14 protein-coding genes are annotated in these 13485 nt (G+C 42.2%); 7 read left to right on the forward strand and 7 right to left on the reverse strand.

From position 1 onward, the window contains the following. Nucleotides 1-58 precede the first annotated feature (58 nt). From ABD769_RS00090 to ABD769_RS00105, 4 genes are all read left to right on the forward strand, one after another. Complete coding sequence (locus tag ABD769_RS00090; protein ID WP_344848046.1) at nucleotides 59-619, forward strand: K(+)-transporting ATPase subunit C; 561 nt, start codon at nucleotides 59-61, stop codon at nucleotides 617-619. A 214-nt stretch (nucleotides 620-833) separates the two neighbouring features. Beyond that, nucleotides 834-1904, forward strand: coding sequence for a porin (locus ABD769_RS00095; protein WP_344848049.1), 1071 nt, complete (start codon nucleotides 834-836; stop codon nucleotides 1902-1904). Between the two features lie 141 nt (nucleotides 1905-2045). Further along, nucleotides 2046-2294 (forward strand): hypothetical protein, encoded by a 249-nt coding sequence (locus tag ABD769_RS00100; protein WP_344848052.1) that lies wholly within the window; start codon nucleotides 2046-2048, stop codon nucleotides 2292-2294. Between the two features lie 4 nt (nucleotides 2295-2298). Next, nucleotides 2299-3429 carry a sensor protein KdpD gene (locus ABD769_RS00105; protein ID WP_344848054.1) on the forward strand — a complete coding sequence of 377 codons (1131 nt, stop codon included), beginning with the start codon at nucleotides 2299-2301 and terminating at the stop codon, nucleotides 3427-3429. A 260-nt stretch (nucleotides 3430-3689) separates the two neighbouring features. Here the strand turns inward: ABD769_RS00105 and ABD769_RS00110 are convergent, their stop codons facing one another. The 3 genes from ABD769_RS00110 to ABD769_RS00120 all read right to left on the reverse strand — a co-directional run bounded on the left by ABD769_RS00110 (nucleotide 3690) and on the right by ABD769_RS00120 (nucleotide 5691). Further along, nucleotides 3690-4484: an SDR family NAD(P)-dependent oxidoreductase gene (locus ABD769_RS00110; RefSeq protein ID WP_344848057.1), complete on the reverse strand. Its 795-nt coding sequence runs from the start codon at nucleotides 4482-4484 to the stop codon at nucleotides 3690-3692. A 191-nt stretch (nucleotides 4485-4675) separates the two neighbouring features. After that, entirely contained in the window at nucleotides 4676-5200 is a 525-nt protein-coding gene (locus ABD769_RS00115) for a response regulator (protein WP_344848060.1), read from the reverse strand. 128 nt (nucleotides 5201-5328) lie between these two features. After that, entirely contained in the window at nucleotides 5329-5691 is a 363-nt protein-coding gene (locus tag ABD769_RS00120; protein ID WP_344848063.1) for a hypothetical protein, read from the reverse strand. A 364-nt stretch (nucleotides 5692-6055) separates the two neighbouring features. On the opposite strand from ABD769_RS00120, the gene ABD769_RS00125 reads away from it, so the two are divergent. Together ABD769_RS00125 and ABD769_RS00130 are read left to right on the forward strand one after the other, a co-directional pair. Beyond that, nucleotides 6056-6217: a hypothetical protein gene (locus ABD769_RS00125; RefSeq protein WP_344848066.1), complete on the forward strand. Its 162-nt coding sequence runs from the start codon at nucleotides 6056-6058 to the stop codon at nucleotides 6215-6217. 14 nt (nucleotides 6218-6231) lie between these two features. Further along, entirely contained in the window at nucleotides 6232-6741 is a 510-nt protein-coding gene (locus tag ABD769_RS00130; protein WP_344848068.1) for a DinB family protein, read from the forward strand. Nucleotides 6742-6946: 205 nt separating this feature from the next. Here the strand turns inward: ABD769_RS00130 and ABD769_RS00135 are convergent, their stop codons facing one another. The 3 genes from ABD769_RS00135 to ABD769_RS00145 form a co-directional block, all read right to left on the reverse strand. Then, the gene (locus ABD769_RS00135) at nucleotides 6947-7837 is read right to left on the reverse strand and encodes an SDR family oxidoreductase (protein ID WP_344848070.1); all 891 of its coding nucleotides are present in this window, start codon (nucleotides 7835-7837) and stop codon (nucleotides 6947-6949) included. Nucleotides 7838-8321: 484 nt separating this feature from the next. Further along, complete coding sequence (locus ABD769_RS00140) at nucleotides 8322-10280, reverse strand: PAS domain-containing sensor histidine kinase (RefSeq protein WP_344848073.1); 1959 nt, start codon at nucleotides 10278-10280, stop codon at nucleotides 8322-8324. 102 nt (nucleotides 10281-10382) lie between these two features. Beyond that, nucleotides 10383-10772, reverse strand: a complete 390-nt coding sequence (locus ABD769_RS00145) for a winged helix-turn-helix transcriptional regulator (RefSeq protein WP_344848075.1) — start codon at nucleotides 10770-10772, stop codon at nucleotides 10383-10385. 90 nt (nucleotides 10773-10862) lie between these two features. Between ABD769_RS00145 and ABD769_RS00150 the strand changes: the two genes are divergently transcribed. Beyond that, nucleotides 10863-11603: an SDR family NAD(P)-dependent oxidoreductase gene (locus tag ABD769_RS00150; protein WP_344848078.1), complete on the forward strand. Its 741-nt coding sequence runs from the start codon at nucleotides 10863-10865 to the stop codon at nucleotides 11601-11603. Nucleotides 11604-11934: 331 nt separating this feature from the next. On the opposite strand, the gene ABD769_RS00155 is transcribed toward ABD769_RS00150, so the two are convergent. Next, nucleotides 11935-13479 carry an FAD-dependent monooxygenase gene (locus ABD769_RS00155; protein WP_344848082.1) on the reverse strand — a complete coding sequence of 515 codons (1545 nt, stop codon included), beginning with the start codon at nucleotides 13477-13479 and terminating at the stop codon, nucleotides 11935-11937. Nucleotides 13480-13485: the final 6 nt, after the last annotated feature.

Here is a 13485-nt window from a genome sequence, read left to right on the forward strand (position 1 = left end):
TAAGTTAGAGATGCTTCGTTTCTCAGGATCACAACAATAAAAATTAAAAAATAAAAAGATGAAAAAGTACATTATTCAATCTATCCGCTTAACACTTGTATTATTGGTGTTGTTATGCGTAGTATATCCAATCACAGTGGCCTTTATCGGTAAAATGTCTAAAGGAAACGGTGGAGGAGAAAAAATTACCAGAAATGGTAAAGTTGTGGGTTATGCCTTGTTGGGACAATCGTTTAACAAACCAGAATATTTCTGGGGAAGACCATCGGCAGTTGCTTACAATGCAGCAGGTTCGGCAGGTTCTAACAAAGGACCATCTAACCCCGATTATTTAAAAGAGGTTCAAACCCGTATTGATACTTTATTGAAATACAATCCTGGGCTTAAAAAATCAGATATCCCTGCTGATATGGTTACAGCATCAGGAAGCGGATTAGATCCCAACATTTCTGAACAAGGTGCGGCCATTCAGATCCAGAGGGTTGCTGCAGCCCGTAAAATCGATGTAAAAAAGGTAAAAGAACTCGTTGCCATGAATACCCTTAAACCTTTCATGGGCGTTTTCGGCCCTTCATCAGTAAATGTGCTGAAATTAAACCTTGCCCTTGATGAACTTTAATAGCAGGACTAAAAAAGTATCGTCATCTCGACCGTAGTGGAGAGATCTGAGGAGTAGATTTCATAGATCTCTCCGTTCCAGTCGGGATGACGACCGCGGGGGGAGCATTAACAAAAAACAATTTCCCAAAACAATAACAACTGCAATGCTTTAAGGCCTGGTACCAACAAACCTGGGCCTTAGGCTTTGCCTAATACAAAACAATTCAGATAAAATGAAAAAACTATTATTACTTGCCGCTACACTTACAACCGGATTATTAGCTAAAGCGCAGGATGAACCAAAAATTAAAGTAAGCGGATACCTTGAAGCTTATTACGGATACGATTTTAATAAACCTGCCGATCATAACCGCCCTGGTTTTATTTATTCGCATAACCGCGCAAATGAGGTAAACCTGAACCTTGGTTTTATCAAGGCTGCTTACGATAGCGGAATGATCAGGGCCAACTTAGCGGTAATGGCCGGAACTTATGCCAACGCCAATCTTGCTGCCGAACCTGGTGTGTTGAAAAACATCTTTGAGGCCAATGCAGGGGTGAAATTATCTAAAACAGAAAACCTGTGGATTGATGCCGGTATATTTTCATCGCACATTGGTTTCGAAAGTGCAGTTTCAAAAGATTGCTGGGTGCTTACAAGGAATATCTCCTCAGAAAATACCCCTTATTACGAATCAGGAGCAAAAATTACTTATGGTACCAAAGATGGCAAATTTACAGCTACCGCCCTGTACCTGAATGGGTGGCAACGCATAACCCGTCAGAATGGGAATGATAAACCTGCCGGCGGACTACAATTCACCTGGAAACCTACTGATAAAATCACTGTAAATTATAGCAATTATCTGGGTACAGAAGGTGCTGATTCGGTTAGGGTAAACAGGTTTTACCACAATGTTTATGGTATTTTTCAGCTTACCGATAAGTTTGGCGTAACGCTTGGTTTTGATTACGGAACCCAGCAAAAACAAAAAGGCAGCAGTGATAAAAGCGAAGTCATTTCTCCTGTAGCCATTGCCCAATACAAATTTGCACCAAAATGGGCTGTTGCCGGACGATTCGAATATTATGAAGACAAAAACGGAATTTTTATCGCCACCGGAACGCCACAGGGTTTTAAAACAAAAGGTTATTCGTTAAACGTCGATTACTCGCCGATAAGCAATGCGGTAATCAGGCTGGAAGGAAAAACTTATGATAGTAAAGACAAAATATTTGCCCGCGAAGGCGCTGCGGTTAATGCCAATGCAAGTTTAACAGCAAGTATTGCGGTGTCGTTTTAATATCCGGTTCGTCATTTCGACCGAAGTGGAGAAATCTATGAAGTATTTGTTTCATAGATCTCTCCCTGCCCGAAGCAGGCGGGCATTTCGCTTTGCTTCAGTCGAGATGACGAACATTTAAAAAATAAATAAAATAAAACAATGCATCCCTACATAGAAATCTTATTCAGCTTCTTTTTAGCATTTCTCGGCATGTTAATGATGAGAAAATTAAGCTCGTTAAAAAGAAAACGGATAACTGCCGACAAGAAAAGTTATGCCACAGAAAAATACTTTAAACTGCTTTTTAATAAGATTTCCTTTAGATTTATGATGGTATTGTTTATGCTGGTGATGATTATTGCAATTACTATATTGATCGAAAACGGAATCATGAGCGTTAGCTGGTAATATCATGGAAGAAGAACAAAAAGAAGAATCGGTAAGGCACTTTTTGGATCTGGTAAAGAAATCCAGGCGCGGAAAACTGAAAATCTACATCGGTATGAGCGCAGGCGTGGGCAAAACCTATCGGATGCTCCAGGAATCGCATGCATTGCTGCGCAATGGGGTAGAGGTTTGCATTGGTTATGTTGAAACCCATAAAAGGGTAGAAACAGAGGCGCTTGTTGCGGGTTTGCCGTTAATCCCCAGGAGGAAAATTTTTTACCGTGGTAAGGAAATTGAAGAAATGGACCTCAAAGCAATTCTGAACCGCCATCCCGAAATTGTAATTGTTGATGAACTTGCCCATACCAATGCCGAAGGCAGCAAAAACAGTAAACGCTGGCAGGATGTTTTCGATCTGCTCGAAGCCGGTATCAGCGTAATTTCGGCGGTAAATATTCAGCATTTAGAAAGTATAAACGAAGAAATTGAACAGATTACCGGTATTGCAGTTACCGAACGGATTCCCGATAAAATTCTTGAACTTGCAGATGAAATTGTAAACATCGATCTTACTGCCGATGAATTGGTTACCCGGTTAAAGGAAGGTAAAATTTACGATCAGTCGAAAATCGAAAGGGCGTTGGGCAACTTTTTCCAGTCGGATAAAATCCTTCAGTTGCGCGAGCTGGCGCTAAAAGAAGTGGTACACCAGGTAGAGCGGAAAATCCAGACCGAAATCCCAAAATCGATTAAACTCCGTCCCGAACGCTTTTTGGCCTGTATTTCCTCCAATGCTGAAACCGCTGGTGTAGTAATCCGAAAAACAGCAAGACTGGCTTCCTATTACCGGTCGCCATGGATGGTGCTTTATGTGCAGAGTGATAGTGAAAGCATGGAACGCATTAAACTGGATAAACAACGGCACCTGATCAATCATTTTAAACTGGCTACCGAACTGGGTGCCGAAGTAATTAAAATAAAAAGCAACGCCATTACCAAAACCATAATTGATATTGCTTCCGAAAAGGAAATTACCACGATATGTATCGGTAAACCCCATCTTAATATTTTTCAGGTGATTTTGCGTACTGCCGTTTTTAACGGACTGTTGAAAAACCTGGCCATGAAGAATATTGATCTGGTGATACTATCTTAGACAGTTATGAATGGTACTGTAGCTGAAGGTGTGGCGATTATTTTTTAGCCACGGATGCACTGAAAACACGGAAAATAATTCGAACAATTATCATTCCCATTGGTCAGTTATTTGTGATACAGGTATAGTCGGATCGTCATTTCGCTGTGCTCCAGTCGAAATAACGACCAGACTATTATAATAGTTTGTCATCCTGAGCCTGTTGAAGGATTTGAGCAATAGCATAAAGATTCTTCACTCCGTTCAGAATGACAATACCTTTATAGTATAGACCGTACCAATCCGCCCTCTACCCTGATGGCTGCGCCATTGGTTCCGGAAGCTAAAGGGCTTGCATAAAACGTTACCGCATTTGCAATCTCACTTACATCTAAAAAGCGCTGTAATAATGAGGTAGGGCGCATATGTTTAAAGAAATCGGTTTCTACTTCTCCTACTGTGATATTTCCTTTTTTAGCTAAATCTTCAATAAAAGTACCCACACCTTTAGATTTGGTAGGACCGGGCAAAATTGAATTAACGGTTACTTCAGTTCCCTTGCTTAGTTCGGCCAGGCCACGGCTAATCGCCAGTTGTGCTGTTTTAGTCATGCCATAGTGAATCATTTCGTCGGGAATAAATACAGCAGATTCGCTCGAAATAAAAATAATCCGGCCCCAGTTTTTCTTTAACATTTTCGGGAACAATTCGCGTGATAACCGGATGCCGCTCATTACGTTTACTTCAAAAAATCTGAACCAGTCTTCATCACTGATTTCTTCAAAAGCTTTTGGCTCAAAAATACCGGCATTATTAACCAGGATGTCTATTTCAGGGAGTTGTGCCATGAGCTTGCTTACTTCTTCAGCCTTTGAGAAATCAGCGGCTATGCCCGAAACAGTTCCGCTTCCTGCAATACCTTCCAAAGCTTTAAGGGCCTCATCTACACTGCTTTGCGATCGGCCGTTGATAATTACTTTAACACCTTCTTTTAACAAACTTTCGGCAATTGCGAATCCAATCCCTGCGGTAGAGCCGCTTATAAATGCTGTTTTATGCTTTAATTGTAAATCCATTTTTTGTTTTTAATAATATTGATTAAACACACGTTGCCCTGTGGAATATACAAACTGAACAATTTTCAGAGGAAAAAGTGTCATAATAAAATGCTAAAATTTATTATGACTGAAGCAGAATTAAGCTATAGATTAGCTGGTTAGCACAATGCCAAGAACTTTAACTGGGTATGAAATGATCAAGTGTGTAATTAGTTACTTTTACTTAACTGATTATCGACTTTTTTAAGCAGGTCGAAAATGTCAAAAGGTTTTGCAATAAAATCTTCTGCTTTACAGTCGCGCCGCATTTCATTTAGTCCTGCATGGGCACTCATCATCATAATTGGTATGCGTTTGGTGGCTTCGTTGCTTTTCAGGTCATCGCAAACGGTTAAACCATTGCCGTCAGGAAGCCTCACATCAAGTAAATATAAATCCTGCGATCCTTTATCTTCAAAGGCCATAAAGTCCTTCACGTTGGAGAAACCATATACTTCATATTGTTCATCGGTCAATATCATTTCGATAATCTCACGTATTCCCTCATCATCCTCCAATAAACATATTTTTTTTCCCATAGTACAAAATTCCTTACCCATTAAGTGATTAGCAATAAATTTTAACACCAAAAGCGCGATAAAGTTTTGTATTGTTGATGATTTACTAAATAAATTAAAATTTACAGCTAAATTCTCCTGAATCTGTTTTCTGATGAGTGATAAAGATTGTGGCACTATGCCCAGTTAAGAGGTCGCATCGGTGAACGAAACCCGGTGCGCAATATCGGCTTGTCGGTTCATTCAATGATAAGTCGCCATTTCGGTCCAGAAATTCCGGTAGAAATGACGATTTATCGTTAATGTTATCTGATCTGTTGTTTCGCCGCTTTAAGCTGGGTAGCCAAAAGTACGCCTCCAAGTGCTGCCGTTAAAAACACGCCTTCGAAAATCCACAGGCGCTTTTTCTTTTTCAAGCCTTTGTAAAAGGAGTGTGCCGCAATAACACCAAGGCCAATAAATTCCATATTTCTTTGCGTCCGTTTAGAAGGATCTTTACTTTTAATTAAAGCAATGCGCAGTAACTGATCAATTAAACTGAGGTTTTTAGAAACGCCTTTTCTAATCTGTTTTTTGGTTGCAGAAGCACCTAGTTTTTTGGCAGCGGTTTGTAGTCCGGTAGTGGTAATTTCGTTAATTAATTGTGTTTTTGTTTCCCTTTTTTCCATACTTATTTTTCATTGGTATCTATTATTTCAACTCAACTTAAGGGATATAGTTTTAACTAATGTAAGAAAATATTTAATTATCTACCACCTGTTATTCCGTTCTGGATATTGTTATTGCCATTTTTTAAGCTCTTTTATACTGAAAGGATTACCAAAACGGTAAGAAAATGAGTGGGCGCCGGCCTTCTGACTATGGGACTATTTGCAACCGCAAAGAACGTAAAGGAAAATTGCAGAGGGCATGAGCAGGGTACATGTTATGATGGTAATAATAGATGGATTTTGCTTACGCTACTTATCACCGAACCCCGGTCTTCCGACTTTCGGACTATTTAATTATCTTTGATTACCAATCTTTAATACTATGTTATTATTTGCAGTTCCGTTATATTTCATTGCTTTTTTCGGCTGGATCATTTATGCCGCCTTTGTAAAGAAAAACCTTAAGCAGAATATGCCCATGGTTTATTTTGGTGGTATATTTAGCCTGATCTGGATTGTGATTGTAACGATCTCTTATATTTAAGACCGGTAGCTAATATGTCGCAAAAACCAGAAGTTTGGCAGAGAGGACCGTTGCCCGGTATCGACCCGTTATTACAACCGGTTGCGCATGCACTTTTGCAGGCGAGGGAAGAAATTAATGAGTACATGGATGGATTTCCGTCAGCATTACTTTGGGAACGCCCTGCAGGGATGGCATCTACAGGTTTTCATCTTCAGCATTTAAGTGGCGTGCTCGACAGGGTATTTACTTATGCCAGGGCCGAAGGATTATCCGAATCTCAGTTTTCGCAACTGGCAGAAGAGGGTTCCGATAATGCTGAAGGATATACCGTAGCCGATCTGGTAGGCCGTTTTAATCACCAGGTTGATCTTGCTTTACAACAATTAAAAAATACAGATATAAACACCTTGCCTGATTTTAGGGGAGTTGGCCGTGCTAAACTTCCTTCAACAGTTATTGGCCTGCTCTTCCACGCAGCAGAACATACCATGCGCCATGTTGGGCAACTAATGGTTACTGCTGCGGTAGTGAAAAGTAGCTGATTTTTTAAACCACAGATTTACACAGATTAAAACAGATTTAGTTTCATCTATTTCCCGCGGTTTTTAATTACAGCGCTTATTAAAGTAAAGGCGCAGAGGGTAAAGAGCAGGGTGCAGGTAAAAATTAATACCATTTATCTTATCACCTTATCTTCTGACCTCTGACACCCGACTTTCGGACTTATTCCATTATCCCTTTTACGTTCTAACTAAAATAATGTCCCTTTTCCATATCTGGAATTAAACCTGCCTGAGTTGGCTGCCAGTTTAAACTTTCGCGGGTAATCTTGTTCGATGCGGGGCAATCTATGCTTGCAAAGCCGCCAAGCCATCCAAAATGTTCTGCTGCTTCTGCTGCGGTTACGGATACTACCGGGATATCGAGCTGTTTACCAATGGTTTCAGCGATGGTTTTAAAAGTAATCGCTTCTTCGGCCACACCATGATACCTGGCACGGGGCGTCGCATTTTCTAAAGCCAACCTGTAAAGTACGGCTGCATCTAAACGGTGTACCGCTGTCCAGCAGTTAAGGCCTTCGCCAATGTAAGCCGAAACCCCTTTTTCGCGGGCAATGTTTATCAGCATGGGTATAAAGCCATAATCTCCTTCACCATGAACTGATGGCGATAAACGTACCACTGCCGAACGTACACCAAGCGCAGCAACAGCGTCGGCCGTTTGTTCTGATACACGGGGGTGGACTGAAACGCCTGCAGCGGGAATAACAGCCTCAGTAGCCAATTTTCCCGGACTTACAAGTGCCGTGCCCGATGTTACAATAAAAGGACGGTCGGAGCCAGCCAATTCGGCCCCAATCGCTTCAATGGCAAGTTTATCTACCCCGCACATTTCTTTGTAACGGGTAAAATCGTGAATAAAACCTGTGTGGATTACGCCATCAGCTGCTGCTGCACCACTGCGCAGGCTATCTAAATCGGTAAGGTCGCCGCGATGTACCTCTGCACCAGCCGCAATTAATGCATCGGCCGAGGCATCTGAGCGGGCCAAACCTAAAACCTGATGGCCGTGGTTAATTAATTCTTTAACGATTGCAGAACCGACAAAACCTGTGGCTCCTGTTACAAATACACGCATGATTAAATTTTTATTTAAACAGTTATTTAATTTTTTGATGAAACAAATATCGGGGGCTTGTGGCAGAGAGATTTAGCCAAATCAGTTGATGTTGTAGCCAAAAACCGTAAACAGAATGGCTTTACGCTTGATGTTTTTTTGAGGAAATCAAAAACAGAAGCTTTTAGGATAAAGTAGTCCCGCTCCCGCTTCTGCTCCGATGTAAAATCGGGGCATCCCGCTTTGATCGCCTGCCTGCTGCAGGCAGGGGTTTAGGTGGCAAGGTATTGTGGAAATATTTAGGGTTGCAAAATGCAGAAGGAAACTATTATAGACATTATGTCTTTAAACCCTCAATAGCAGTAGAAACCCAGGTGTTTAAACCTGATTGCAGCGGTAGCTCCCGGTTTTTTTGTAACCGGGACTACAAGTAAAAAGCAGGACGAACATTAAAACTAACTACCGTTTCTGCTTTCCAAATCAAACGAAACAATAATTTATTTTGTTACCCTACCGGAATAGAAAAAATAAACGTAGAACCCTGATTGGGGCTGCTATCTACCTTGATTGTGCCGTGGTGCCTTTTTACAATTTCGGCACTAAGATACAGGCCTATGCCAAAGCCCGAAATGGTTTTAGCATTTTTGTTATCTGCCCTGAAAAAGCGCTCAAAAAGCCTTTGGGTGTCTTCCTTTTTTATGCCTATCCCTTCATCTTTGATCTTTACAGTTGCCATGTTGCCTTCTTTCTCACAACTGATTTCAATTTTGCTGCCTGATGGCGAATATTTAATGGCATTGCCAATCAGGTTGGTAATTACCGAGCCCAGCTTATCCCTGTCTGCCTTAACTTCGAAAGCGGGGCAGGGATGGTGGATGATCTGATGGGTGGCCATTAACATTTCAAAATCTGCGATCATTTCGTCAATAAGACCGGAAAGGAAAAAACGGCTCATCTCGAGCGAAATTTTACCTGATTCTAAACGCGAAACATCCAGAAAACCGTTAATGAGTGTAGACATTTTCCTGATCTGGCTTTCTACCTTGGTAATAATTGTTTTGGCCACACCAACATCATGTATTTTAAGCGGTAACAGTTGCATGTAGGCTTTAAGTGAGGTTAGTGGCGTTTTAAGCTCGTGGCTCACCATGCCAATAAAATCATTTTTCCTCAGTTCATCATGTTTCTGTTCCGTAATATCCAATACCGAACCAATAAAACGGGTTGGTTTGGCTTCGGCATCAAAATAGGCCTTTCCCTGTGCTTTTACCCACCTAACCTGCCCGTCTTCTGCACCTACCGTGCGGTATTCGATGTCATAATCGCCATTGGTTTTCTCTTTGTTGTACACATCTTTGATGTAATTACTTACGCGCTCGCGATCGTCGGGATGAAGACCTGGTAAGAAATCGTTTTCGTAAGAAACGGTATTGTGGTGGCTAATGCCAAAAAGTACCCGGCAGCGTTCATCCCATTCTAAGGTGCCAAGCTTAAGGTCCATATCAAATGTACCCATCTTTGCCGTCATTTTAGAGAGGCGTGCCTGTTCGAGGGCCAGTGCTAAACGGTGGTTACTATCCTTTGCTTCAGATAATGCGGTATGTTCTCCGGTAATATCCTGTAAAGTGCCGCTAAAGCGGGTTACCTGTTTGTTTTCGTTAAAAAGGGCTTTTCCTTTGGCCCTTACCAGCCTCACCTGATCGTTATTCGGGTTTATGATGTGGTATTCGATCGAGTAATATCCTCCGGATTCGTAATCCATGGCTTTTTCAATGGCATCAAGCACCCGCTGGCGGTCTTCTTCTGCAATAACATCAGTAGCTTTAGAAAGGTCGATTTCGGAATCAGCAGTTAATCCAAACCACGATTTAAGCCTGTCGTTACCAATAAACTTTTGCGTTAGCGGATTGAGGTCCCAAGTGCCCAGTTCTGCCGCTTCGATGGCGAAATCAAGTTCTGCTTTAGCCTCGCTGATGCTGTTAATGGCCTTAACCTGTGTGGTTGTTTCTTTGCAGATTACCAGAACACCTTCGGCAATTCCTTTACTGCTTTTAACAGGACTATAAGAAAAATCAAAGTAGCACTGCTCAATATAACCGTTGCGGTTTAGGGGAACAATAAAGTTGGGAAAGCCATAAGTTTCGCCCGTTCTTACTTTTTTAAACATGGGGCCAATGGTATCCCATATTTCGGCATAAGTATCTTTAGCGCTTCCACCTAAGGCTTGCGGATGTTTGTTTGTGCCGTTTATTGGTCTGAAAGCATCGTTGTAGAGCTGTATATATTCTGTTCCCCAGCAAATCAGGATAGGGAAATGTGTGCTAAGCATCATACTCACCATCGACTTTAATGCAGCATCCCATTGTTCAGGATCTCCTATGGGACTGTCTGCCCAGTTGTATGCCCTGATCAGGCTGCCCATTTCTCCTCCGCCCTGCAAAAAGTCTGTTTGATCTCTGTTCATAAGTATAATTAAGCCATCAAAGTCCCGGTATTTATTTGCAGGCTAATGTTAAAGGTAGTAAAATGCAATGCTTTATCTGAGTCCGGTTATTAATTAACCAAACTAATCTATAGTTGTTTCAGCCAGTTCATTCTGATTTTTGTTGATGTGGTTGCGATACATGTTTCCCCAATCAGACATGGTGTTGAGCATGGTTTTCATGGTGCGGCCCAAATCGGTTAACTGATATTCTACCCTCGGCGGTACTTCGGGAAAGACCATGCGCGTAATAATCTGGTCTTTTTCCAATTCTCTCAATTGTGCCACCAGCATGCGTTCTGATATGCCTTCAATATCCTTTTTAAGTTCGCCATAGCGCATTGTACCGTAAGACAGGCGGCACAATATGGCTGGCTTCCATCTTCCGCCAATTACCGCAAGTGATGAAGACATGCCGCAGGTGTCGATCATCTTTTTTTCATTCAATGCATTGGTTGAGGTTTCTTTTCTCATTTCTAACTTTTTTGTTAGTACCTAACAATTTGTTGCTTACTCCCAAATGTACAGTATCTGTTTTAATTTAGCAGAAAATTTAGAAATCATATGAAAAAATTAACAGATAAAATAGCCCTGGTAACCGGTGGAAGCAGGGGCATAGGTGCCGCAATTGTGAAAAAACTTGCCGCCGAAGGTGCAAAAGTTATATTTACTTACGCCAGCTCACCAGAAAAGGCGCAGGCCGTTGTAGCCGATATTGAAGCAGCGGGTGGTACAGCCCTTGCTTTACAAGCCAACAGTGCAGTACCTGCCGAAGTTACTGCTGTGGTAGCCAAAACCATTGCTGATTTTGGCCGCATTGACATCCTGATCAATAACGCAGGGATTTACATCGGAAAGGCTTTTGAAGAACACACGCTCGAAGATTATAACAACATCATGGCCATTAACGTTCAGGCGGTTTTTGTTGCGGCTTTAGCTGCGGTAAAAGGAATGCCTGAAGGGGGGCGGATTATTACCATTGGCAGTAACATGGGCGATAATGCGCTTGGACCAGAAACTACACTTTACACCATGAGTAAATCGGCATTGCAGGGTTTTACCCGTGGTTTAGCCCGTGATTTGGGTGTACGTAAAATTACAGTAAACCTGGTTCAGCCCGGACCAACCAATACGGATATGAACCCTGCTGATGCACCTTTGGCCGATTTTTTAAGAACGCGTATGGCTTTGCCGGAATATGGGACAGTAGAGGATATTGCAGCTTTTGTAAACTTTATTGCAAGTGATGAAGCTAAATACATTACCGGTTCGTTTTTAACCATTGATGGCGGGTTGAACGCTTAGCAGTTATCACTTCCACGAAAGGTCGTTATTACGAGGAGGAACGATGAAGCAATCTTAAAACAATCGCTATTAGCGAATCGTATAGGATTGCTTCGTACTGAAGCAATGATTTAAAACTGATAATTTATTTACCATATGAGACATTTAAGGGGCATATAAGCTTACATGTTCTTATATTTTTTATATGGTTATATGGAATGCGCTGCTGCAAAAAGACTGCTTTAACAACTTAGATGCTCTTTAGGTGATTAAGATGGTGAAATAATAATGTGATATTTTTTATAACCACCTTAGTCACCTTAGTTTTACATAGCATATAAACCTTCTATGGTTAAGCAAACCATTTCTCCATTGCTTCTGCAAGCCCAGGATAATTTACACCATCATCAGCAACCCATGCAACAATCCCGTCAGGGCGAATTAATAATGCATTCAAACCTAAACGGTCTGTTACATTTCCGGCAACGTACTTTAACAAATCATACTGAGCGGTAAGCTTTTTCATTTTTTCGTTATTCCCAAAATCAAGAAGTATTCCTTTGCCATCGTGCATCAAATCGCCAATGGTGCTGCCGTTTTCAAATTCGAAATTAGGTGTGCTATAACCAACTAAAGCATGCTGATCGCCCAGATCGTAATGTGTAGAAATGCCCCAAACCCTTTCAGCCATGTAAGTGGCGCCATCGCGGGTATTCATTAAGTCGCTTACAATGGCATGTAATGCTTTGGCTTGTGGAGTAGGTTTCATAATTTCTACCTGTGCCCGCGACCAATCGAGCACTTTTTCGCCTATTGGGTGCCTTTCGGTATCATAACTATCCAGTAAACTTTCAGGAGCAATATTTTTAATGGTTGCGGCAAGTTTCCAGCCCAGGTTCATGGCATCGCCCAGGCCGAGGTTTAAGCCTTGTCCGCCCAAAGGCGCATGGATGTGTGCCGCGTCGCCTGCTAAAAATACACGTCCTTTGCGGTAAGTGGTAGCCTGCCTCGCACGGTCGGTCCAGGTGGTAGCGATATGTAGCCTGGTAAGCGTTACATCAGTTCCTGATACACGGCGCAATACTTCCTGTATGTGTGCGAGTGTAATGGGCTGTTCTGAACCATGAAAAGCACCACCATCAAAATCCTGTATGGCCATATAACCAGGCTGCGACTGCAAATACATGCCCCTTTCGGTTACATTACGGCCCGGGCGGAGTTTTTCGGGATCTAAAATATCTACTTTAGCGGTATAACCCGTAAATTCGGGCTCTGTACCGGCGAATTCGAAACCACCGGTTTTGCGCACCACGCTACGCGCACCATCGCAGCCCACAAGCCATTTGCCGGTAAATGATTGATCACCAGCGCGAACGATCACTCCATCAGCATTTTGATCGAAGTGGCTAATGGCAAGCCCGCGTTTAATGATAACACCCAGGGCATCGGCCCGGCGCGAAAGTATTGTTTCCAGCTCAGCCATTTCAGAAATCAGGCTGGTTTCGGTAGGGCCGGGTAATCGATATTTCCACTGTGAGGTATCGATATTGCCTTGAAGAAACGGGATACCTGCAAAATGGCCAGCCTGCCTTTGGGCACCCTGTTTATGGTTTTGATGTTGATGTGGATTTTTAAGCTGTTTGTGTATTTCGAGTTGCCCGAACAAACCACGACGGTAAAGTGCTTCGATGGTAGGAGCCGAGAGTCCACGTATGCCGAAAGGTAACTGTTTTAAAGGAGAATGCGGATCAGTTGCCTTTTCGAGAATAAGCACTGAACATTTGGCTAAGGCCAGTTCGCAGGCAAGGAACAACCCCACAGGCCCTGCGCCGGAGATGATGACATCGTAACTGAAATTATTATGTGCGGAATTTCCGCTGTTGATTTTACTATCCATGATTGA

This window comes from Pedobacter jeongneungensis, assembly GCF_039538295.1.
GTDB lineage: Bacteria > Bacteroidota > Bacteroidia > Sphingobacteriales > Sphingobacteriaceae > Pedobacter > Pedobacter jeongneungensis.

Bases quoted from the DNA above. Each gene is read 5' to 3' on its own strand.
- ABD769_RS00090 (WP_344848046.1), top strand. From the start codon at position 59: ATGAAAAAGTACATTATTCAATCTATCCGCTTAACACTTGTATTATTG.
- ABD769_RS00095 (WP_344848049.1), top strand. From the start codon at position 834: ATGAAAAAACTATTATTACTTGCCGCTACACTTACAACCGGATTATTA.
- ABD769_RS00100 (WP_344848052.1), top strand. From the start codon at position 2,046: ATGCATCCCTACATAGAAATCTTATTCAGCTTCTTTTTAGCATTTCTC.
- ABD769_RS00105 (WP_344848054.1), top strand. From the start codon at position 2,299: ATGGAAGAAGAACAAAAAGAAGAATCGGTAAGGCACTTTTTGGATCTG.
- ABD769_RS00110 (WP_344848057.1), bottom strand. From the start codon at position 4,484: ATGGATTTACAATTAAAGCATAAAACAGCATTTATAAGCGGCTCTACC.
- ABD769_RS00120 (WP_344848063.1), bottom strand. From the start codon at position 5,691: ATGGAAAAAAGGGAAACAAAAACACAATTAATTAACGAAATTACCACT.
- ABD769_RS00125 (WP_344848066.1), top strand. From the start codon at position 6,056: ATGTTATTATTTGCAGTTCCGTTATATTTCATTGCTTTTTTCGGCTGG.
- ABD769_RS00130 (WP_344848068.1), top strand. From the start codon at position 6,232: ATGTCGCAAAAACCAGAAGTTTGGCAGAGAGGACCGTTGCCCGGTATC.
- ABD769_RS00135 (WP_344848070.1), bottom strand. From the start codon at position 7,837: ATGCGTGTATTTGTAACAGGAGCCACAGGTTTTGTCGGTTCTGCAATC.
- ABD769_RS00140 (WP_344848073.1), bottom strand. From the start codon at position 10,280: ATGAACAGAGATCAAACAGACTTTTTGCAGGGCGGAGGAGAAATGGGC.
- ABD769_RS00145 (WP_344848075.1), bottom strand. From the start codon at position 10,772: ATGAGAAAAGAAACCTCAACCAATGCATTGAATGAAAAAAAGATGATC.
- ABD769_RS00150 (WP_344848078.1), top strand. From the start codon at position 10,863: ATGAAAAAATTAACAGATAAAATAGCCCTGGTAACCGGTGGAAGCAGG.
- ABD769_RS00155 (WP_344848082.1), bottom strand. From the start codon at position 13,479: ATGGATAGTAAAATCAACAGCGGAAATTCCGCACATAATAATTTCAGT.